The organism is Pseudomonas sp. RT6P73, assembly GCF_054897715.1.
This window is the reverse complement of the sequence record NZ_JBUBUV010000002.1, coordinates 2,164,644-2,183,920: the sequence shown is the minus strand read 5'-3', so window position 1 is coordinate 2,183,920 and position 19,277 is coordinate 2,164,644. Positions and strand designations below refer to the sequence as shown.

General features: G+C 60.0%; 20 protein-coding genes. 12 read left to right on the top strand and 8 right to left on the bottom strand.

The window, feature by feature from the left end; all coding sequences use genetic code 11:
• Nucleotides 1-4 precede the first annotated feature (4 nt).
• Complete coding sequence (locus ACYZT6_RS10760) at nucleotides 5-1,153, bottom strand: muconate cycloisomerase family protein (protein WP_462029929.1); 1,149 nt, start codon at nucleotides 1,151-1,153, stop codon at nucleotides 5-7.
• A 127-nt stretch (nucleotides 1,154-1,280) separates the two neighbouring features.
• Between ACYZT6_RS10760 and ACYZT6_RS10755 the strand changes: the two genes are divergently transcribed.
• Nucleotides 1,281-2,171: a LysR family transcriptional regulator gene (locus tag ACYZT6_RS10755; protein ID WP_462026866.1), complete on the top strand. Its 891-nt coding sequence runs from the start codon at nucleotides 1,281-1,283 to the stop codon at nucleotides 2,169-2,171.
• 248 nt (nucleotides 2,172-2,419) lie between these two features.
• Here ACYZT6_RS10755 and ACYZT6_RS10750 read toward each other — a convergent pair whose 3' ends face one another.
• Together ACYZT6_RS10750 and ACYZT6_RS10745 are read right to left on the bottom strand one after the other, a co-directional pair.
• A complete protein-coding gene (locus tag ACYZT6_RS10750; RefSeq protein ID WP_462026865.1) occupies nucleotides 2,420-3,319 on the bottom strand; it encodes a polysaccharide deacetylase family protein in 900 nt (299 codons plus the stop codon).
• A gap of 145 nt (nucleotides 3,320-3,464) precedes the next feature.
• Nucleotides 3,465-4,412, bottom strand: coding sequence for an ABC transporter substrate-binding protein (locus ACYZT6_RS10745; protein WP_462026864.1), 948 nt, complete (start codon nucleotides 4,410-4,412; stop codon nucleotides 3,465-3,467).
• A 297-nt stretch (nucleotides 4,413-4,709) separates the two neighbouring features.
• Here ACYZT6_RS10745 and ACYZT6_RS10740 point away from each other — a divergent pair, with 297 nt between their 5' ends.
• The 5 genes from ACYZT6_RS10740 (at nucleotide 4,710) to ACYZT6_RS10720 (ending at nucleotide 8,668) form a co-directional block, all read left to right on the top strand.
• The gene (locus ACYZT6_RS10740; protein WP_462026863.1) at nucleotides 4,710-5,696 is read left to right on the top strand and encodes an aliphatic sulfonate ABC transporter substrate-binding protein; all 987 of its coding nucleotides are present in this window, start codon (nucleotides 4,710-4,712) and stop codon (nucleotides 5,694-5,696) included.
• Nucleotides 5,697-5,839: 143 nt separating this feature from the next.
• Nucleotides 5,840-6,676, top strand: a complete 837-nt coding sequence (locus ACYZT6_RS10735) for an ABC transporter permease (RefSeq protein ID WP_462026862.1) — start codon at nucleotides 5,840-5,842, stop codon at nucleotides 6,674-6,676.
• 3 nt (nucleotides 6,677-6,679) lie between these two features.
• Nucleotides 6,680-7,393, top strand: a complete 714-nt coding sequence (locus ACYZT6_RS10730) for an ABC transporter ATP-binding protein (protein WP_462026860.1) — start codon at nucleotides 6,680-6,682, stop codon at nucleotides 7,391-7,393.
• Nucleotides 7,394-7,463: 70 nt separating this feature from the next.
• Nucleotides 7,464-8,144, top strand: coding sequence for an SOS response-associated peptidase (locus ACYZT6_RS10725; RefSeq protein ID WP_462026859.1), 681 nt, complete (start codon nucleotides 7,464-7,466; stop codon nucleotides 8,142-8,144).
• A 251-nt stretch (nucleotides 8,145-8,395) separates the two neighbouring features.
• On the top strand, nucleotides 8,396-8,668 hold the full coding sequence (locus tag ACYZT6_RS10720; RefSeq protein WP_462026858.1) for a hypothetical protein: 273 nt from the start codon (nucleotides 8,396-8,398) through the stop codon (nucleotides 8,666-8,668).
• A gap of 486 nt (nucleotides 8,669-9,154) precedes the next feature.
• On the opposite strand, the gene ACYZT6_RS10715 is transcribed toward ACYZT6_RS10720, so the two are convergent.
• On the bottom strand, nucleotides 9,155-9,466 hold the full coding sequence (locus ACYZT6_RS10715; RefSeq protein ID WP_462029928.1) for an AzlD domain-containing protein: 312 nt from the start codon (nucleotides 9,464-9,466) through the stop codon (nucleotides 9,155-9,157).
• Nucleotides 9,466-10,164 (bottom strand): AzlC family ABC transporter permease, encoded by a 699-nt coding sequence (locus ACYZT6_RS10710; protein ID WP_462026857.1) that lies wholly within the window; start codon nucleotides 10,162-10,164, stop codon nucleotides 9,466-9,468. The genes ACYZT6_RS10715 and ACYZT6_RS10710 overlap by 1 nt, the downstream gene beginning before the upstream one ends.
• Nucleotides 10,165-10,332: 168 nt before the next feature.
• On the opposite strand from ACYZT6_RS10710, the gene ACYZT6_RS10705 reads away from it, so the two are divergent.
• Both ACYZT6_RS10705 and ACYZT6_RS10700 read left to right on the top strand, forming a co-directional pair.
• A complete protein-coding gene (locus tag ACYZT6_RS10705) occupies nucleotides 10,333-10,707 on the top strand; it encodes a DUF2784 domain-containing protein (protein WP_462026856.1) in 375 nt (124 codons plus the stop codon).
• A gap of 21 nt (nucleotides 10,708-10,728) precedes the next feature.
• Entirely contained in the window at nucleotides 10,729-11,646 is a 918-nt protein-coding gene (locus ACYZT6_RS10700) for a LysR family transcriptional regulator (protein ID WP_462026855.1), read from the top strand.
• A gap of 2 nt (nucleotides 11,647-11,648) precedes the next feature.
• On the opposite strand, the gene ACYZT6_RS10695 is transcribed toward ACYZT6_RS10700, so the two are convergent.
• Both ACYZT6_RS10695 and ACYZT6_RS10690 read right to left on the bottom strand, forming a co-directional pair.
• Nucleotides 11,649-13,226, bottom strand: coding sequence for a sensor domain-containing diguanylate cyclase (locus ACYZT6_RS10695; RefSeq protein ID WP_462026854.1), 1,578 nt, complete (start codon nucleotides 13,224-13,226; stop codon nucleotides 11,649-11,651).
• A gap of 167 nt (nucleotides 13,227-13,393) precedes the next feature.
• Nucleotides 13,394-13,921, bottom strand: a complete 528-nt coding sequence (locus ACYZT6_RS10690; protein ID WP_462026853.1) for a DUF3087 domain-containing protein — start codon at nucleotides 13,919-13,921, stop codon at nucleotides 13,394-13,396.
• A gap of 226 nt (nucleotides 13,922-14,147) precedes the next feature.
• Here ACYZT6_RS10690 and ppnN point away from each other — a divergent pair, with 226 nt between their 5' ends.
• On the top strand, nucleotides 14,148-15,521 hold the full coding sequence (gene ppnN / locus ACYZT6_RS10685; protein ID WP_462026852.1) for a nucleotide 5'-monophosphate nucleosidase PpnN: 1,374 nt from the start codon (nucleotides 14,148-14,150) through the stop codon (nucleotides 15,519-15,521).
• 244 nt (nucleotides 15,522-15,765) lie between these two features.
• On the opposite strand, the gene ACYZT6_RS10680 is transcribed toward ppnN, so the two are convergent.
• A complete protein-coding gene (locus tag ACYZT6_RS10680) occupies nucleotides 15,766-16,011 on the bottom strand; it encodes a DUF2790 domain-containing protein (protein ID WP_462026851.1) in 246 nt (81 codons plus the stop codon).
• A 294-nt stretch (nucleotides 16,012-16,305) separates the two neighbouring features.
• Here ACYZT6_RS10680 and ACYZT6_RS10675 point away from each other — a divergent pair, with 294 nt between their 5' ends.
• The 3 genes from ACYZT6_RS10675 (at nucleotide 16,306) to ACYZT6_RS10665 (ending at nucleotide 19,066) form a co-directional block, all read left to right on the top strand.
• Nucleotides 16,306-17,046, top strand: coding sequence for a response regulator (locus ACYZT6_RS10675; protein ID WP_462026850.1), 741 nt, complete (start codon nucleotides 16,306-16,308; stop codon nucleotides 17,044-17,046).
• Nucleotides 17,043-18,356: an ATP-binding protein gene (locus ACYZT6_RS10670; RefSeq protein WP_462026849.1), complete on the top strand. Its 1,314-nt coding sequence runs from the start codon at nucleotides 17,043-17,045 to the stop codon at nucleotides 18,354-18,356. The genes ACYZT6_RS10675 and ACYZT6_RS10670 overlap by 4 nt, the downstream gene beginning before the upstream one ends.
• A 329-nt stretch (nucleotides 18,357-18,685) precedes the next feature.
• Entirely contained in the window at nucleotides 18,686-19,066 is a 381-nt protein-coding gene (locus tag ACYZT6_RS10665) for a hypothetical protein (protein ID WP_462026848.1), read from the top strand.
• Nucleotides 19,067-19,277 lie beyond the last annotated feature (211 nt).

The following is a 19,277-nucleotide window of genomic DNA, read 5'->3' as shown; positions in this document are numbered from 1 at the left end:
CTCCTCAGGCTTGATGAACGGAAGTGGATGTTTTGTCACGACGGAAAAACGCCAGGCGTTCTTCGTCCAGGCTCAGGCCAAGGCCCGGGGTCTGCGGGACATGCAGCGCAAAATCGCGATAGACCAGCGGCTCACTGAGCAGGTCTTCAGTCAGCAGCAACGGGCCGAACAGCTCGGTGTCCCAGGCCAGTTTATTCAGGGTGATAAAGGCATGGGCCGAGGCCAGCGTGCCGATCCCACCTTCAAGCATAGTGCCGCCATACAAACCGATACCGGCGGCCTCGGCGATGGCGGCAGTGCGCAACACGGCGCGTGGTCCGCCGTTCTTCGCGATCTTCAGGGCGAACACCGAAGCGGCCCCTTCGCGCGCCAGATTGAAGGCGTCTTCCACGCACTCGATGGACTCATCGGCCATGATCGGCGCCGGGCTCATGGCATTCAGGCGCGCCATGCCGGCGCGGTTGTTGCGCGAGATTGGCTGTTCGATCAGGTCGATGCCGTTGCTGCCCAGTATCCGGCAGGCGCGCAGTGCGACCGCTTCGTCCCAGGCCTGATTGACATCGACCCGAACACTGGCGCGGTCGCCCAGGGCTTTCTTGATGGCGATGACGTGGGCCAGGTCGCGATTGACTTCGCCGGCACCGATTTTCAGTTTGAAGATCCGGTGGCGACGCAGGTCGAGCATTTCTTCCGCTTCGGCGATGTCCTTGTCGGTGTCACCGCTGGCCAGGGTCCACGCCACTGGCAGCGCATCACGAACACGACCGCCCAACAACTCGCTGACCGGCAGTCCAAGGCGTTTGCCCTGGGCATCCAGCAACGCGGTTTCGATACCTGACTTGGCGAAGGTGTTGCCGCGAATGCTGCGCTCCAGGCGCAACATCGCCGCATTGATGTTGCCGCTGTCCTCACCGATCAGCAGCGGTGCGAAGTGTTTGTCGATGTTGGTCTTGATGCTGTCCGGGCTTTCGTTGCCATAGGCCAGGCCACCGATGGTGGTGGACTCGCCGATCCCTTCAATGCCATCGGCGCAGCGCACGCGGATGATCACCAGAGTCTGGTTCTGCATGGTGTGCATGGCCAGTTTGTGCGGGCGAATGGTCGGCAGATCGACGATGATCGTCTCGATCGATTCAATGGCTGTTGCACGCATGTCGATACCCGTCAGGTTCTTGAAGTTCTGAATTGGATTCTCGTACGGCTTTTTGCCCACGGCCAATATAGAATTGGTCTGGCTCGATACCTTAAAGGTATTCAACTGATCAATGCCTGGAGGCACCATGGAACTGCGTCACCTGCGGTATTTTCAGGTGTTGGCTCAAACCCTCAACTTCACCCGCGCCGCCGAACTGCTGCACATTGCCCAGCCGCCCCTCAGCCGGCAGATCCAGCAGCTGGAAGATGAACTCGGGGTGATATTGCTGGAGCGCGGCCGTCCGCTGAAGCTGACCGACGCCGGGCGTTTCTTCCATGAGCATTCCACCGCCCTGCTCGAACAACTGGCCAAGGTGTGCGACAACACGAAACGGATCGGCCTTGGGGAAAAGACCTGGCTGGGCATCGGCTTTGCGCCATCGACGCTGTATGGCGTGCTGCCGGAACTGATTCGCCGCTTGCGCAGTGGCGAGCCCCTGGAGCTTGAACTCGGGCTGTCGGAAATGACCACGTTGCAACAGGTGCAGGCGCTCAAGGCCGGGCGCATCGACATCGGTTTCGGGCGGATTCGCATTGACGACCCGGCGATCATTCAGACGGTATTGACCGAAGACCGGCTGGTCGCCGCCCTGCCCGCCGGCCATCCGCTGCTCGCCGGGCCGATCAGTCTGAGCCAACTGGCCAAGGAACCTTTTGTGTTGTACCCCGGCAATCCGCGCCCCAGCTACGCCGATCATGTGATTGCACTGTTCGAGTCCTATGGCGTGAGCATCCACGTGGCGCAATGGACCAACGAACTGCAAACAGCAATCGGACTGGTGGGGGCCGGGATCGGGGTCACGCTGGTGCCCGCTTCGGTGCAGTTGCTGCACCGCGACGACATTGGTTTCACCCCGCTGCTGGAAGACAACGCGACCTCACCGATCATTCTCAGCCGGCGCGTGGGCGACGTGACGCCGGGGTTGAATCATTGTTTGAAGATGATTGATGAACTGTTGCCCCGGAACCAGCCATAACGCGATTTTTGTAGCAGCTGGCGAAGCCTGCGTTCGGCTGCGCAGCAGTCGTAAAATCAGAGACCGCGTTGTTTCAGGTAAACCGTGTATGCCAGTTTTACGACTGCTGCGCAGCCGAACGCAGGCTTCGCCAGCTGCTACATGGATCCACTTCAGCCGGCGAGCGTGGATGCTCGAGCGGTATCGCTTTCGCCACCGCTACGACAGCGCCACCACACTCTGTGTTGGCTGCTCATTTCGCTCAGTTTTCAATGCGAATCCCCATCCCACAGCCAGTTCCAGATCCCCGGCAACTTCTCTGCCTCTGAACCGCTGCTGACGGTGCGCGCCAGAGCCGCCCGTCGCAGCGCTGCGGTGTCGTCATAAAACGGCTTCTGCGCCACCGTCACACCGGTGGCACGGGCACTGTCGAGGAGTATTTGCAGGTATTCGCGGGCATGCCGGGCGGTATAGCGATTCAGGTCGTGAAAGGTCACCACCACCGGAACTACACCGTCCACCGTCGGCAACTCGCCCAGTGCAATGCGTTCACGCACTTCGGACAATTGCCGCAGCATGTTGGCCCGCCGTCGGGGGCTGGCGTTGAAGCCCCAGATTTTGCCGTCGTTGGCGCTCAGGTCGGTCAGCAACAGGTGCATGCCGTGGCGCTGGTAGGCGGCGAACACACGTTTGTCGTAACTCCAGAACGGCGGGCGCACCAAGGTGGGCGGCGCGCCAGTGATCGCGGCGATGTCGGCACTGCCTTTGCTCAGCGACTGTTCCAGCTCTTGCGGGCTCAGCGAGCGGTGATTGGTGTGCGAGTGGGTCGCCGTGTGGAACCCCAGCACATGCCCTCCAGCCTGTTCCCGGTGCATGACCCCGCGCCCGATGTCGCTGTCGCCGGCCCGAGGTGCGCCGGTCTGAACGAAGAACACCGCTTTGATCCCCGGTTGCACCGGGTTCTGCGCGAGGCTGTCGAGCACCGTCATGCTCGGGTTCCAGAAACTCGACGCGCTGGGACCGTCGTCGAAGGTCAACAGGAAGCGGATCGGTGGCTGCTCGCGCAGGCGCTGTTCGGTCTGCGGGGTCAGTTCGATCGGTGAGGCGATGCAGCCAACCAGCCCGACGGCGAGGACGAGCGCAGAGAGAACCTTGAACAGCTGTTTCATGGTTTGCCTTGGGCCAGACCGTTACGGTCATCACGTTAACGGCAAAAACCCTTCGCCCATTCATCCATTGTCGGCCCGCAGGTGGCTGCAGGCCGAAGTTGGATCAGGGTACACAGTGTTTGGTTCCAGCGCTCACCCTCATGGATTACTGCGCCAGCGACTGCTGGAACGAGCTGTCGATAATTGGTGCGGTCGCCAATGCCGCCGGCAGCGCCTTGACCTTGAACAGGAAGTCCGCGGTGCTCTGCAGATCCTTGGCAGCCTGCGCATCTACCGGGCCGACGGTCATGTGGGCCTGACGCAGCCAATGGCGCGACACGTTCTGGTCGAGGTTGGCCTTCTTAGCCCAGAGATCGGCGTACTCGTCAGTGTGGTTGTCGACCCAGGCCCGGGCTTTTTTCAGGCGCACCAGGAAGTCGGCAATGGCTTCGCGCTTGCTCTCGATCGACGGTGTCGAGGCGGCAATGGCGCTCAGGCCGGGCATGAGGTTTTTCGCCGTGAGAATCGGCCGGGCGCCGGAGAACAGAATCTGTTGGGAAATGTACGGTTCCCACACCGGGAACGCGTCAATGCTGCCTTGCGGCAACGCGGCGGCCGCGTCGATCGGCATCAGTTTGATGAAGTCGACGTAGTCTTCCGGCAGATCGGCTTTTTCCAAGGCGCGCAGGGTCAGTTGCTGGCTCCAGGCACCGGGCCAGTAAGCGACTTTCTTGCCCTTCAGATCGGCAATGGTTTTGACCGGTGAATCCTTGGGCACCAACAGGGCAATGGTGTCGGGGTTCTGCCGCGACACACCGATCAACTTCACCGGCGCCTGTTTGGCCGCCAGGAACAGGAAGCCGGAATCACCGAGAAAGCCCACATCCAGAGCACCCGTGTTCAGCGCTTCCGCCAGCGGCGCGGCGGCCTGAAAATGTTTCCAGTCGACGGTATAGGGCGCCCCTTCCAGCACTCCCGACGCCTCCACCGAGGCGCGAACGTTGTAGTAGTTCTGATCCCCGACGTGCAACACGACGGGTTCTGCGGCATGGCTCAGTGGCGCGGCAAACACTGCGCTGGTCAACAGACCGCGCACAAATCGGGAAATGTTCATCGAAGGCTCCAGGAACGTTATTCGTATAGACCCTAACGCTCTTACAGCTTCGATTATAAATTCGATTTATGCATAAGCTCATGACCAGGAAAAGTTGCTGTTCGCCCAGCAACAGCGACTCAACAGACTGTTTTCACCGGTACAGCCAATTCCCTCACCCTCGCCGCCACAACCCCCGAAAAGCCTGCAAGTGCGCGACATGGCACAGAGCCTGCAATATTCCTTTTATGCAGGAAGCATTCGTTAAAACTAAATTTTTGGACATAAGAATCTCGTCGCCTTGCCCGGAGCTGTCCCATGAAACCGACCTTCCGCTTTCCAAACGTCAGGTATCTGCTGAGCGCCTGCGCCCTGGCCCTGAGCCTGCAACCCGTGGCGCAAGCAGCCGAAACCGCACCGGCCGAAGTGCACCTGGATTACGCCTATTACTCGCCGGTGAGCCTAGTGCTCAAGCACTTTGGTTTCCTCGAAAAGGCCTTGCCGCAGACCAAGGTCAGCTGGGTGTTGAGCCAGGGCAGCAACCGCTCGCTGGAATACCTCAACAGTGGCGGCGTCGACTTTGCGTCATCCGCCAGCCTGGCCGCCGTGCTCAGCCGCGCCAACGGCAGCCCGATCAAATCGGTCTACGTCTACAGCCGCGCCGAATGGACCGCGCTAGTGGTGCGCAAGGATTCGCCGTACAAAACCGTGGCCGACCTGAAGGGCAAAAAAATCGCCGCCACCAAAGGCACCGACCCGTACCTGTTCACCTTGCGCAGCCTGCAACAGGCGGGCCTGAGCAAGGACGATGTCGAGCTGGTGCATTTGCAGCATCCGGACGGTCGCACCGCGCTGGAAAAAGGTGACGTCGACGCCTGGGCCGGCCTTGATCCGCACATGGCGGCCAGCGAAGTCCAGGCCGGTTCGCGCCTGCTTTATCGCAACACTCACTTCAACAGCTACGGCGTGGTCAGCGTCACCGAGACCTATGCCAAAGAACATCCGCAGACCATCGAAACCGTCCTGAGCGCCTATGAAAAGGCCCGTGACTGGGCGGTGAAAAACCCTGACGAACTGGCGAAGTTGCTCGCGACCGAATCCGGTCTGCCGCTGGAAGTGGCCAAGCTGCAGCTGTCGCGCACCGACCTGAGCAGCCCGCAATTGACCGCCAAAGATGTGATCGCCTCCAAGGCCGCCGCGCCGATCCTGGTCTCTGAAGAACTGGTTCGCCGTGGGGTGAATGTCGACCAGGTGATCGATCAGTTGATCGACACTGGCTTCAAGGAAACCGTGGCCCGTCAGTAACAATAAAAGCTCGCAGCCTCGTTTCACTCGACAGCTGCTACAAGGAACGCATATTTCCGTGTAGCAGCTGTCGAGTGAAACGAGGCTGCGAGCTCTTGATTTTGCCCGCGCCCGTCGCGGATTTGTCGTGACTGGAGAAACTCATGACCAGCAAAAGCAAAGACCTGCCCGCCCCCCTGACATTGCCTGCACCCGGAGGCCTGAGCAACGCCTGGAAACTGCGCCTCAAGGGCCTGGCGCTGCCGGTACTCATCGTGCTGGTGCTGGAAGTCGTCGTGCGCATCGGCTGGCTGCCGTCCTATCAAATGCCGGCCCCGAGCGAGGTCGCGGTGACCCTCAGTGACCTGGCCGAGGGCGCGTTGTGGAAACACATCAGCGCCAGTCTGCTGCGGGTGCTGCTGGGTTTCGCCATTGGCGCCAGCCTGGCCCTGGTGTTCGCCGCGTGGGTGGGTTTGAGCCGCGAAGCCGAAGCGTATCTGGAACCGACGTTCGCCGGTTTGCGCTCGATTCCGAGCCTGGCCTGGGTGCCGCTGTTGCTGCTGTGGCTGGGCATCGACGAGACCTCGAAAATCGTCCTGATCGCCATCGGCGCGTTCTTCCCTGTGTACCTCAATGGCGTCGCGGCGATCCGCGACATCGACCGTAAACTGGTGGAAGTCGGGCAAATATACGGCTTCAGCCGCCGGCGTCTGGTGCGGCGGATTCTGTTGCCCGCCGCCCTGCCCGGCCTGTTCACCGGATTGCGCAGCGGCATGAGCCTGGCCTGGATGTTTCTGGTGGCCGCCGAGCTGATCGCCGCCACCAAAGGCCTGGGCTATTTGCTCAGTGACGGGCGCGAGACTTCACGCCCGGACATCGTCCTGGCCGCCATCATCGTATTGGCGCTGCTGGGCAAACTCAGCGACGGCATTCTCGCCGGTCTGGAGAAACGCTTCCTGGCCTGGCGCGACACCTTCAACGGCCAAAGCGCAGAGGATTGAGCCATGACCGAACACCTGCTGGACATTCGCGTCGAGCGCAAGACCTTCGCCGCCGTTACGGTCCTCAACAACATCCATCTGCAACTGCAGCCCAGGGAAACCGTCAGCCTGCTGGGCCCCAGCGGCTGCGGCAAAAGCACTTTGCTGCGGATCGTCGCCGGCCTGGAAAAGGACTTCCAGGGTGAGCTGCGCAACAACGCCGGGGAAGTCGCGTTCGTGTTTCAGGAACCCCGTCTGATGCCCTGGCTGACGGTTGAGCAAAACATTGGTTTCAGCGCCGACCACCACTACGACAAAGCCTGGGTCGCGCAATTGATCGAAGAAGTCGGCCTCGGCGGCTTCGCTCAGGCGCTGCCAAAAGCCTTGTCCGGCGGCATGGCGCAACGGGTGGCCATCGCCCGCGGCCTCTACTCGCGGCCGCAGGTTTTGTTGCTCGATGAGCCGTTCAGCGCAGTGGACGCTTTCACGCGGATGAAACTCCAGGACCTGCTGCTGCAACTGGCCGAGCGTCACGCCATCGCCTTGCTGCTGGTGACACATGACGTCGATGAAGCGCTGTACCTCAGCGATCGCGTGTTGGTGATGGACAATCGCCCGAGCAGCATTCGCCAGGAACTGGCCGTGGAGCTGCCCCATCCTCGCGACCGACGGGACCCGGTGCTCGCGCAGCTGAAGGCGTTGTCGTTGACCGAGTTGCAGCGCGCGCATGTAATTTGATGGATCTGCGTGAAACCTTCACCGGCAAGCCGTGCTCCTACACTGAAAGCTCCAGCCGGAGGATTAACCGATGTGTGGACGACTGTCGCAGTACCGGGGTATTCACGACTTTGTCGCGGTGTTGAGCATTCCCGACGCGCTGATCAACCAGGTCGGTGTTGAACCGCTGGCCCGCTACAACGCCGCGCCCACCACCCAGCTCGCGCTGCTGCACCTTGAGCCCGATGGATTGCACGCCGATTCGGTGCGCTGGGGATGGCGTCCGCACTGGGCAAAGGATCGCGCGGCGCCGATCAACGCCCGGGTCGAGAAAGTGGCGCACGGCCCGTTCTTCCGGGCGATCTGGCCGCACCGTGCGATTGTACCGATCGACAATTGGTTCGAATGGGTCGATGCCGGCGATTCGACGAGACAGCCTTGGCTCATTCGTCGACGAGATCGGGGGCCGATCTGTTGCGCGGCAATCGGCCAGTTTGCCCACGGGGGAAGCGAGCCGCGCAGTGACGACGGTTTCGTGATCATCACGGCGGACAGCGCCGGCGGCATGCTCGACATTCATGACCGGCGGCCGGTTGTGTTATCTGCAGAACTGGCCCGCGAATGGCTGGACCCGGCCACGCCCAAAGAGCGCGCCGAGCAGATGGTGCTTTTGCAGGGTGAAGACAGCGAAGTGTTCGAGTGGTACAGGGTCGATAAAGCGGTGGGAAATGTCAGGAATCAGGGTGCGATGTTGATAGATAAGCTTATTTAAAGTGGATCCATTCCTGGACCCAAATAAGCGCACGACACGAACGTTACACAGACTGTTTCATAGTAGAAACACTTGTCGATGTGCGGCCAAACGACGCATTAACCGCTTGTCCGACAATCGAATCATCGTACATACATTTAGTACCACTACAGCTAGCATGCGCGCCGCATTTCCCCCGGCAGTACTCAGTTGACCAAAGAGTCAATAACTAAGGAAATCCCTAAATCTAACAAGCCTTGCAGAGAACTAAGTTGCGCGACGATCTTGTAATTAATCAAGTCAGCGGTCTGGAGTGCGTGTACCTGTCGCTGACAGAACGCTACCAACTTGACTGTTTTATCGGGCAATACATAAAGACCCGAAACCTGCGTTCCATCCCCAATATCGACGACATCCTGCGTTCAACCCTCGCAACCTACTCCGGCAAACCGCCGGTCATGGTCAACGAGCTGAATGCCTGGATCGACAAGACGTTGGGCTATCGGGCCTCCCACCCGGATTTTCCGCCTCTGGAAGATCTTTGAGGTGATGCACGGTTCAGCTCAACACTGAACGAACCGGACATCGTTGCACTCTGAACAAGAGGCCCATCAAGGCCTCTTTTTCAGCTCTGATTATTTGCACAAGGATTGCACCGCAGACTTTCCGAATGCCCTGTTCGACGACTGATCCAAAGCCCTTGCGGACTTTCTATTCACTTTAACCGCGGTGCTTCAGGCACACCCTCGCCACAGTTTTGTCACTGATTGAAAATAAGTGAACAGCGTTTCGCATGACTGCGAGGCTGCAGATCGATCAAGGCTTCAGCGGACGCTCTTGATCTCGGTCTGATAGCTCTTGACTGTCGTCATGCTTCCAGGTCTGCGTTGAACGCCTCTGCCGCTCAAGCTCTTCCTCGGTGGGTTCATCCTCGTCTTCACCCAGGTCCGCACGTTTAGGATCGTTGGCCATACTTACCTCGCTTCCAGATGGAATCCTCTTTAAGCGTAGAACAATTTCCAAAGCGCGACTCACAGCCACCAGCGCAGCAAAAAGAAAAACCCCATGCTCAACAACATGCTGAGCAAAGTATTGCGGGTGTACAGCACCAAGCCCACCGCCACCAGCGAACTGATCAGGTACGGATTGTCCCACTGTAAATTCAGCTGTTTTTCCGGCATGAATACGATCGGCCCGCAGATCGCGGTCAACATCCCCGGCACGGCAAAACCGAGGAACTGCCGGGCGTTGCTGCTCAAGCGTAGCGGCAGCCTGGGTTCGAGGAATACGTAGCGGTTCAGAAAGACGAGCACGCCCATCCCGACAATCACAGCCCAGACCATCATGTGCGGCCCCCATAGAGTTTGTTGCAGACAAAGCCTGCGGTCATACCCAGCAACCCCGACAACACCAGTGCCGAACCCCATTGCCAGTAGCTGAACAACACCGAACAAAACAGCGACACCGCGACGCACACCACCGTCGGAACGTTGCGCACCACCGGGGTGATCAGGGCAATAAAGGTCGCGGCGATGGAGAAGTCCAGCCCCAGGTGTTCGAGGCCGGGAATGCTGCTGCCCAGCACGATGCCGGCCAGTGTGAACAGGTTCCAGGCGATGTAAAACGTCAGGCCGACGCCCAAGGCGTACCAGCGATTGAACTGCTGTTTGTCATGCTGGCTGGTCAGGGCGAACAGTTCGTCGGTGAGCAGAAAACCCAGCCCCACGCGCCAGCGACCCGGCAGCGGTGAAATCACCGAACGCAGGCTCATCCCGTACAGCAAATGCTGGGAGGTCAGTAACAGCGTGGTCAGCAGGATCGAAAAGATCCCGGCGCCGCCCTTGAGCATGCCGATGGCGACCAGTTGCGCGGCACCGGCAAACACAATGCTCGACAAGCCCTGACCTTGCAGCGGCGTGAGGTTGGCCTCGATGGCCATGGACCCGGCCAACAGTCCCCAAGGCGCAGTCGCCAGAGACAACGGCATGATCGCCACGGCGCCGCGAAGAAAGGCACTGCGCGGCATGAGTGAGTTCGACATAACGCTCTACAACCAGGGAAAGTCGCCAGACTGTGCCAGCAGTTGCGTTCGCTGGCTTGAACAATCTTGCGCATTTGCGCGCAACGTTCGCCGAATGGCGCTGAAGCGCTGTAAATGAAGAGAACCGAGTACCATGGAGCCATTCGCATAACGCGTCAGGGAGTCGACATGCTTTACCGAATTGCCGCCGATGGGCTGGTGCTGTTTCATCTGATGTTCATTCTGTTCGTGCTGTTCGGCGGGCTGCTGGTGCTCAAATGGCGCCCCCTGATCTGGTGGCACCTGCCTGCGGCTGCGTGGGGCGTGACCGTGGAGGTCTTCCACCTCACGTGCCCGCTGACGCAATGGGAAAACCTCATGCGCGAGGCCGCCGGGCAAACCGGCTACGGCGGTGGTTTCATCGAGCATTATGTTTGGCCGGTCATCTACCCCGCCGGGCTGACACCGACGATTCAACTGGCACTGGGCAGCGTGGTGCTGGCAATCAACGTTGTGGTCTATCTTCGACTGATCAGGCTGTGGAAGTTACGCCGGGCCGCCTGAAACACCCGCCGAGGATAGAAAATGCTGTCGATTGAAGACCTGACGTTGCTCCAAGCCATTCGCGAAACCGGCAGCCTGTCGCGGGCCGCCGCTCACTTGGGGAAAGCGCCGTCAACGGTTTCCTACGCGGCGCGGCAACTGGAAGAACGCTTCGACGCCTTGTTGTTCGACCGGCGTCGCTATCGCTTGCAGCTGACCCCGGCGGGTGAGTTGCTGGTGAACGAGGCGGCGCGACTGATGCAAGACGTCTCGCGGCTGACCCAGCGGGTGCAACAAGTGGCAAATGGCTGGGAGAGCCGGTTGTGGATCGTCACCGACGAACTGCTCGAGTTCGAAGCGTTGATACCGGTGATTCACGAGTTCGATGCGCTGGAGTCCGGCGTACCGCTGCGCATCACTCACGAAGTGCTCAAAGGCGTGTGGGAAGCCCTGCGTGAAGGCCGCGCAGACTTGATCATCGGCGCCACCAATGAACCGCCGGCCATCCCCACCCTGCGCTGGATGCAATTGGGGGAAATGGAGTGGGTGTTCGCGGTCTCGCCCAAACACCCGCTGGCCAAGGCCAGGGAACCGATTTCACGGGCGATGGTTGCGCAGCACCGGGCGATTGTCGTGGCCGATTCGTCCAGGGTTTCCGAGGGCAGCACGTATGGCGTCTCAGGCGGCCAACCGGTCCTCGCCGTGCCGACCATGCGCGCAAAGATTCTCGCCCAGTGCGATGGCCTCGGTGTGGGCTGGTTGCCCAGGCATCGGGTCGGCGCATTACTGAGGAGCGGCACATTGGTGGAAAAGCGGATGGCCGATCCGCGCGAGCCGAACATTCTGTACGCCGGCTGGCGCGGCGATCATGACGGTCGTGCACTGGGCTGGTGGCTGGAAAAACTCAAGCAATCGTACCTGTCCGCAAAACTGGTCCAGGGCAGCGACCGCTTCGTTTGAATTCAGTTTGCAATGACACTCATGTTCCGCCCACTGGCCTTGGCCACATACAAGGCCTTGTCCGCCGCGCTGACCAAATCGTTGGGCTGATCCTGTGAAGCCGGGTTGTAGGCGCAAACCCCCACACTGACGGTCACCGTACCCTCCGGGCACTCGCTGTGTTCGATCCCCGCCTGCTGTACCGCGCGGCGGATTTTTTCCGCGACCAGAAACGCCCCCACATAGTCGGTGCCGGGCAACACCACCGTAAATTCCTCGCCGCCATAGCGGGCGGCCAAGTCGCCCGGGCGTTTGATGTTGTCCTTGATGATTGCGCTGATTTTGCGCAAGCACTCATCGCCCGCCACATGCCCGTAACGATCGTTGAAACTCTTGAAGTGATCGACATCGATCATCAGCATGGCGAGGTGAGTCAGGGTGCGCCGGGCACGGCCCATTTCCGCGAGGATGAACAGATCGAACTGACGTCGGTTGGAAAGCCCGGTCAGTGCGTCTTCGAGCGCCAGCAATTCCAGGCTGCGGTTGACCTCGATGAGCTTTTCCTGAGCATCAAGCAACACGCTCTGAATGTGATTCTGCTGTTTCATGAAGCGAATGAGGCGATAACCGAGCCCTCCCAGAAACACCAGCAGCAACAGCACGATGACAGCGCTGAGGATTGACTCTTCGCGCCAGCCGGCCAGCACGTCATTCTTGTCGAGAGCGGCGAAGACGATCAGCGGATAGCCATCGACCCGTCGAAACCCCACCACTCGCTCGACACCATCCACATATGACTTGACGGTGGCCGTGCCGGAATTGCCCTTGGGCAACAATTGCGTAAACAGCGGTCCCTTGGCGACGCTGCTGCCGACTTCTGCTTCATTGAAGGGCCGGCGAACGACGATGGTGGCGTCGTCGGCGATCAGGTTGATCACGCCGTTTTTGCCCATGTCGATGCTGTCGTAGAGCCCGAGAAAATGGCTGAGATAGATCGAAGCCAGCGCGACACCGGCGAAGCTGCCATCCGGATGATTGATCCGACGTGACACGGTCATGATCCATTCGCTGGTCGATCGACTCTTGATCGACGGGCCGATATGGGGGCCGCGGTCAGGATGATCACGGTGGTAGATGAAATACTCGCGGTCGGAATTGTTTGCACCGGGCACATCCGCGCCGTTGGAATTGGCGACCCACCGCCCTTGTTCGTCGAATACGAACAAGCCATGGAGCTGGCTCAGCTCACTGCGCTGGGCGCTGAGCAAGCGTCGCAACCTGGGTAGCTGCGCAGCAGCCACACCCTCGTTTTCGAGGCGGTCCACCAGGGTAAACAGCAGCGTATCGGCCTGTTTGATCGACGCCTGCGCTTGCGATGCCAAGGTCTGGGCAAGGTTGGACATTGCCACTTCTTTGTCATGCAAATGGTATTGGCGCGAGTTCCAGACTTCCCAGATGACAATGGCCGTCATGGACAGGCACACCGCCACCAGCAGGACAACCGCGTAACGGACCCTGAGTCTGGACTCGATCGGCTCGGGCTCCCAAGGCGCGATGGGCCGGGTGTGTTCAATTCGGTCGTTGATGGACGGATGCCCCATGACGCTCCCTGAATCGTTATGACATGGCGAATTTTCCCGTTCGCCCTTTTTGCGCCATCCAGCCGTGTCAGACACTCGGATGGCAATGCCCCATCAGAAACAAGATAGGCGATTTTGCTAGCGTTGTGATGGGTTTGTGTGAGGGTGACGATGCCACCCCACGGATATTACTTCGGCGCCTGCTTCACCGCTTCAAGCCAGGCGGGATTCAATTGCGTCTGTTCGGTAACGAGGCCCAGCGCTTCCATCCGCGCCCTGTGTTCTTCCATTTCGCGGCTCAATTGGCCATGGTCGCTGGAGTTGCCGTCCAGTTCGTGCATCTGGCTCAACCCCAGATGGTAGAAACGCAGCAGCTTCATGGCCGTCGGGTCACCCGCCTCCACCGCCGCCGTTACCTGATGCATCACATTGGTGATGCTCATCAGGCTGCGTTTGAGCTGCCAGCCGTACACCGCCGGCGCCATCCAGGCCTGAGACCAGAACGTGCCTCGCATCAGCGCCGCCATCAGCAGCACCGCGACAAACACGCCGCCGACGTTGAACCGCAGATTGTCGCCCCCGGGCTCGCCAAACAATGCCACCGCCACAGTGGACAGCAGCATCGCCAACGCGAGGAATATCAGCGCAATAATCACCGTGCTGCGCCGTGTCTGCTTTCGAAAGAGTTCGGCGTTCATCGGCTGGATTTCGAACATCGTGACGGGGTTCCTTGCATCAATGGTAAAAGGCTCGGAGAGCGAAAAGACTGCGGGGCATTATCGCCCCTGCGCAGGATTTAGCTATGCTGGGCGTCTCTTCATCTTTTCATCGTCAATCGGGGAACATGGCGATACAGCGCAGTTCGTGCCATCTTCTTTCATGGATACACACTATTCGGGTGCCATTTGCCTGTATGAATGACATCGTTTTAAGGATCATTGAATGACCCAACGACATGTAATCAACGCCTCCGTCAGCCCTAAAGGCAGCCTGGAAACCCTTTCTCAACGTGAAGTACAGCAACTTAGCGAAGCCGGATCCGGCAGCACCTACACCTTATTCCGCCAGTGCGCCCTGGCTATCCTCAATACCGGCGCCCATGTTGATAACGCCAAGACTATCCTCGAAGCCTACAAGGACTTCGAAATCCGCATTCACCAACAGGACCGCGGCGTCCGCCTCGAACTGCTGAACGCCCCCGCCGACGCCTTCGTCGATGGCGAAATGATCGCCAGCACCCGTGAAATGCTGTTCAGTGCCCTGCGCGACATCGTCTACACCGAAAACGAACTCGACGCCCAGCGCATCGACCTGAGCACGTCCCAGGGCATCAGCGACTACGTCTTCCACCTGCTGCGCAACGCCCGCACCCTGCGCCCCGGCGTCGAGCCGAAGATTGTGGTGTGCTGGGGTGGCCACTCGATCAACACCGAAGAATACAAATACACCAAGAAAGTCGGCCACGAACTGGGCCTGCGCAGCCTCGACATCTGCACCGGCTGCGGCCCCGGCGTGATGAAAGGCCCGATGAAAGGCGCGACCATCGCCCACGCCAAACAACGCATCCACGGCGGCCGTTACCTGGGCTTGACCGAGCCCGGCATCATCGCCGCCGAAGCGCCGAACCCGATCGTCAACGAACTGGTGATCCTGCCAGACATCGAGAAACGCCTGGAAGCCTTCGTACGCGTGGGCCACGGCATCATCATCTTCCCCGGCGGCGCCGGCACCGCCGAAGAGTTCCTGTACCTGCTCGGCATCCTGATGCACCCGGACAACGCTGGCCTGCCCTTCCCGGTCATCCTCACCGGGCCGAAACATGCCGCACCGTATCTGGAACAACTGGACGCGTTCGTCGGCGCGACGCTGGGTGACGCCGCAAAACAACACTACGAAATCATCATCGACGACCCGGCTGAAGTCGCGCGCCAGATGACTCAAGGCCTCAAAGCGGTCAAACAGTTCCGCCGCGAGCGCAACGACGCGTTCCATTTCAACTGGCTGCTGAAAATCGACGAAGGCTTCCAGCGCCCGTTCGACCCGACCCACGAAAACATGGCCAACCTGAAACTCAGCCGCGACCTCCCCGCCCACGAACTGGCCGCCAACCTGCGCCGCGCGTTCTCCGGCATCGTCGCCGGCAACGTCAAAGACAAGGGCATCCGCCTGATCGAAGAACACGGGCCTTACCAGATCCGTGGCGATGCGGCGGTCATGCATCCGCTGGACCAACTGCTTAAAGCCTTTGTCGCACAGCACCGGATGAAACTGCCCGGTGGCGCGGCTTATGTGCCGTGTTATCAGGTGGTTGCGTGATAAACGGCGCCTGACCAGCACCCAATCCACTGGGGGGGGGCGAGCCTGCTCGCGTTGGCGGTGAGTCATCCAGCATCGATGTTGATTGACAGGCCCTCATCGCGAGCAGGCTCGCTCCCACAATGGTTCGGTGTGCACCGGCAAGTGATTGGCCGGCTGTCAGGCCGCCATCGCGAGCAGGCTCACTCCCACAGTTGGACGGGGTACATCTGGGGGAACCTGGTCGGCCCGAAGGCCGCCAAGGTCAACCGCCCTGATTCCCGCACGCCGCAAACTTACTGTAATCCAGCACCTTCTGTGTACCGCTGGAATCCAGATACGTCATCCGCGCATTCACAATCCCGCAATTTGCCCCGCCGTCTTCTACAGTAGAAATCACCTTCTTGATATCCAGGTGGGTACCGTGCGCCTGAACATCCGCATGGGCCGAAAACGCCGAAACGTTCAAGACAGCAAAGAAGCCAGCGGCAACCAATTTGTTCCAGTTCATGATGATGTCCTCTAAGTCGATGGGTAGTGGGAACGAGGCAAGTCGTCCTGTCTCGATAGAACCCATTTAACCGGCCCGAGGTATCCGCCATGTGTCGAAAAACCGCGACTATTAAGGCGTAAGGTGTCACACAGGGCACCCGATACAGTTCGATACACCCGCCCCTGCAAAAAGCCGACTTGTATACCCATGTATCAAAGTCACCACCAGATACAGTGAGATACAAAGGCCGGCAGGCAGGTGCGGTGCGGCTCCCTAGAATGCGCGACGTGCGAATAACAAGAGGGTTGAGCAATGGAACACGTGAACCACATTTTGATCGTCGACGACGATCGCGAGATCCGCGAACTGGTCGGTAATTACCTGAAGAAGAACGGCCTGCGCACCACAGTGGTCGCCGATGGCCGGCAGATGCGCAGCTTTCTCGACGCCAACACCGTGGACCTGATCGTGCTCGACATCATGATGCCCGGCGACGACGGCCTGCTGCTGTGCCGCGAACTGCGTTCGGGCAAGCACAAGGCCACGCCAATCCTGATGCTCACCGCACGCAACGACGAAACCGACCGCATCCTCGGCCTGGAAATGGGCGCCGACGACTACCTGACCAAGCCGTTCGCCGCCCGCGAATTGCTGGCGCGAATCAACGCCGTGCTGCGCCGCACCCGGATGCTGCCGCCCAACCTGCTCATCACCGAAAGCGGCCGGTTGCTGGGTTTCGGCCGCTGGCGCCTGGACACCACCGCCCGCCACTTGCTGGACGAAGACGACACGCTGGTTGCACTCAGTGGCGCCGAATATCGCTTGCTCAGGGTTTTCCTCGATCACCCGCAGCGCGTGCTCAGTCGTGACCAATTGCTCAACCTCACCCAGGGCCGCGACGCCGACCTGTTCGACCGTTCCATCGACTTGCTGGTGAGCCGTCTGCGCCAACGGCTGATGGATGATTCCCGGGAGTCGACCTACATCAAAACCGTGCGCAGCGAAGGCTACGTCTTCTCCTACCCCGTGGAATTGCTCGGCGCAGAATCATGAAACTCTCCCTGCATTGGCCGCGTACGCTGGCGTCGCGGCTGTCGCTGATTTTCCTGGCAGGCCTGATCGTCGCCCACGGCCTTTCCTTCGGCGTGCAGTTCTACGAACGTTATCGCAGTGCCGAGGCGATGCTGCTGGGCAACCTGGAAAACGACGTGTCAATCGCGGTCTCGATCCTCGACCGCTTGCCGGCCGCCGAACGCGCCGACTGGGTGCCACGCTTCGAGCGCCGAACCTATCGCTACTCGCTGGGCGAAGGCCTGCCAGGCACGCCGATCGACCTCAAGGATGCCCACGACGCGGTGCAGTCCATCCAGGATGCTGTCGGCGAGCAATATGCCCTGGCGTTCACTCGCATTGAAGACGCAAAGCAGCATTTCCAGGCACACCTGAAACTCGCCGACGGCGGCCCGCTCACCATCGATGTCCGGCCGTCGGTGATGCCGCTGTCCTCATGGTTACCGATGGTATTGCTGGTGCAGCTGACCCTTTTATTGATCTGCACCTGGCTGGCGGTGAGAGTCGCCATCCGCCCCCTCACCCGCCTCGCTCAGGCAGTGGACACCCTGGACCCCAACACCCACGCGGTGCACCTGGACGAAAAAGGCCCGACCGAAGTCGCCCATGCCGCTCGGGCGTTTAATGCCATGCAGGCACGCATTGCCGCCTACCTGAAAGAGCGCATGCAACTGCTGGCGGCGATTTCCCATGACCTGCAAACCCCGATCACCCGTATGAAACTGCGGGCCGAATTCATGGATGATTCCAGCGAGAAAGAAAAACTCTCGAACGACCTCAGCGAAATCGAGCACCTGGTGCGCGAAGGCGTGGCCTATGCCCGCAGTGTTCACGGTTCCACTGAAGCCAGTTGCCGAATCAATCTGGATTCGTTCCTCAACAGCCTGGTCTACGACTATCAGGACATGGGCAAGGCGGTGGAGTTGAATGGTGAAAAGGCCGGGGTCATCGACACTCGCCCCCATGCCCTGCGCCGGGTGCTGGTCAACCTGACGGATAACGCGCTGAAGTTCGCCGGTGCCGCCGAGTTGCACGTGGTATCGAAGGCCGACGGCAGTCATTCCATCAAGGTGCTGGACCGCGGGCCGGGGATCGCCGAAGAGGAACTGGCGCAAGTCTTGATGCCGTTCTATCGCGTCGAGAATTCGCGCAACCGCAATACCGGCGGCACCGGCCTGGGCCTGGCCATCGCGCAGCAACTGGCGCTGGCCATCGGCGGTTCCCTGACCCTGAGCAACCGCGAAGGCGGCGGTTTGTGCGCCGAACTCACCCTCAGCCCCCACAACCACTGATCCCCGTAGCAGCTGCCGAGCAGCGCGAGGCTGCGTTCGGCTGCGCAGCAGTCGCAGTCCAGTGAATGTGGTTTGCCTGATGCAACGCGGTTGTCGGTTTTACGACTGCTTCGCAGCCGAACGCAGCCTCGCGCTGCTCGGCAGCTGCTACAGAACGTAGAAAGGCGAGGGTTTTGTATCCGTCTGTATATGAACCCCGAACCGATACGTAGAAGCCGATTTCAGCGCGTTCGAGCACACATCACCGATACACCCGGGCGTTTAACTGAGTCCACCAGATAGCAACAGCTACTGACCCACTCAAACTTAAGCGCACGGAGAATCACACCATGTTCAACTTCTCGAAAGTCTCGTCCCTGGCACTCGGTCTGGCACTGGTTGGGGGTCTCGGCCTGTCGAACCTGGCATCGGCCAGCACCTCAAGCGCTGCGTCCCACAGCCCGATCCAGCAACTGCTGGTGGAAGGTGGTTCGGACCGGCTGCAACAGAATCGCGTCGCTGAATATGGCTCTGAAAACCTGCAAAAGAATCGTGTGGCTGAAGGTGGCTCCGATCGACTGATCGAGAACCGTGTGGCTGAAGGCGGCGCGGATCGTCTGCAAGAACTGCGTGAACGTGTCGCGCTGATCAGCCCGAAGAATGCCGTACAAGGCGGTGTGGTTGTCGCGGAAAACCGCCCTGAGTTCGGTTCTAAATATCAGCGCTACTGATCAATCTCTACAAACCGGCGGAGATCAACTGTAGGAGCGAGCCTGCTCGCGATGGCGGTGTGTCATTCAACAATGATGTTGACTGGCAGGGCCTCATCGCGAGCAGGCTCACTCCCACAGTTATTTAGTGTTTTGCCTGCCACCTTTTGTACACGCTCATAAATCCTGAAATCTGACGCAATAGTCCGACAATTTCTCGGGACAGTTGCAT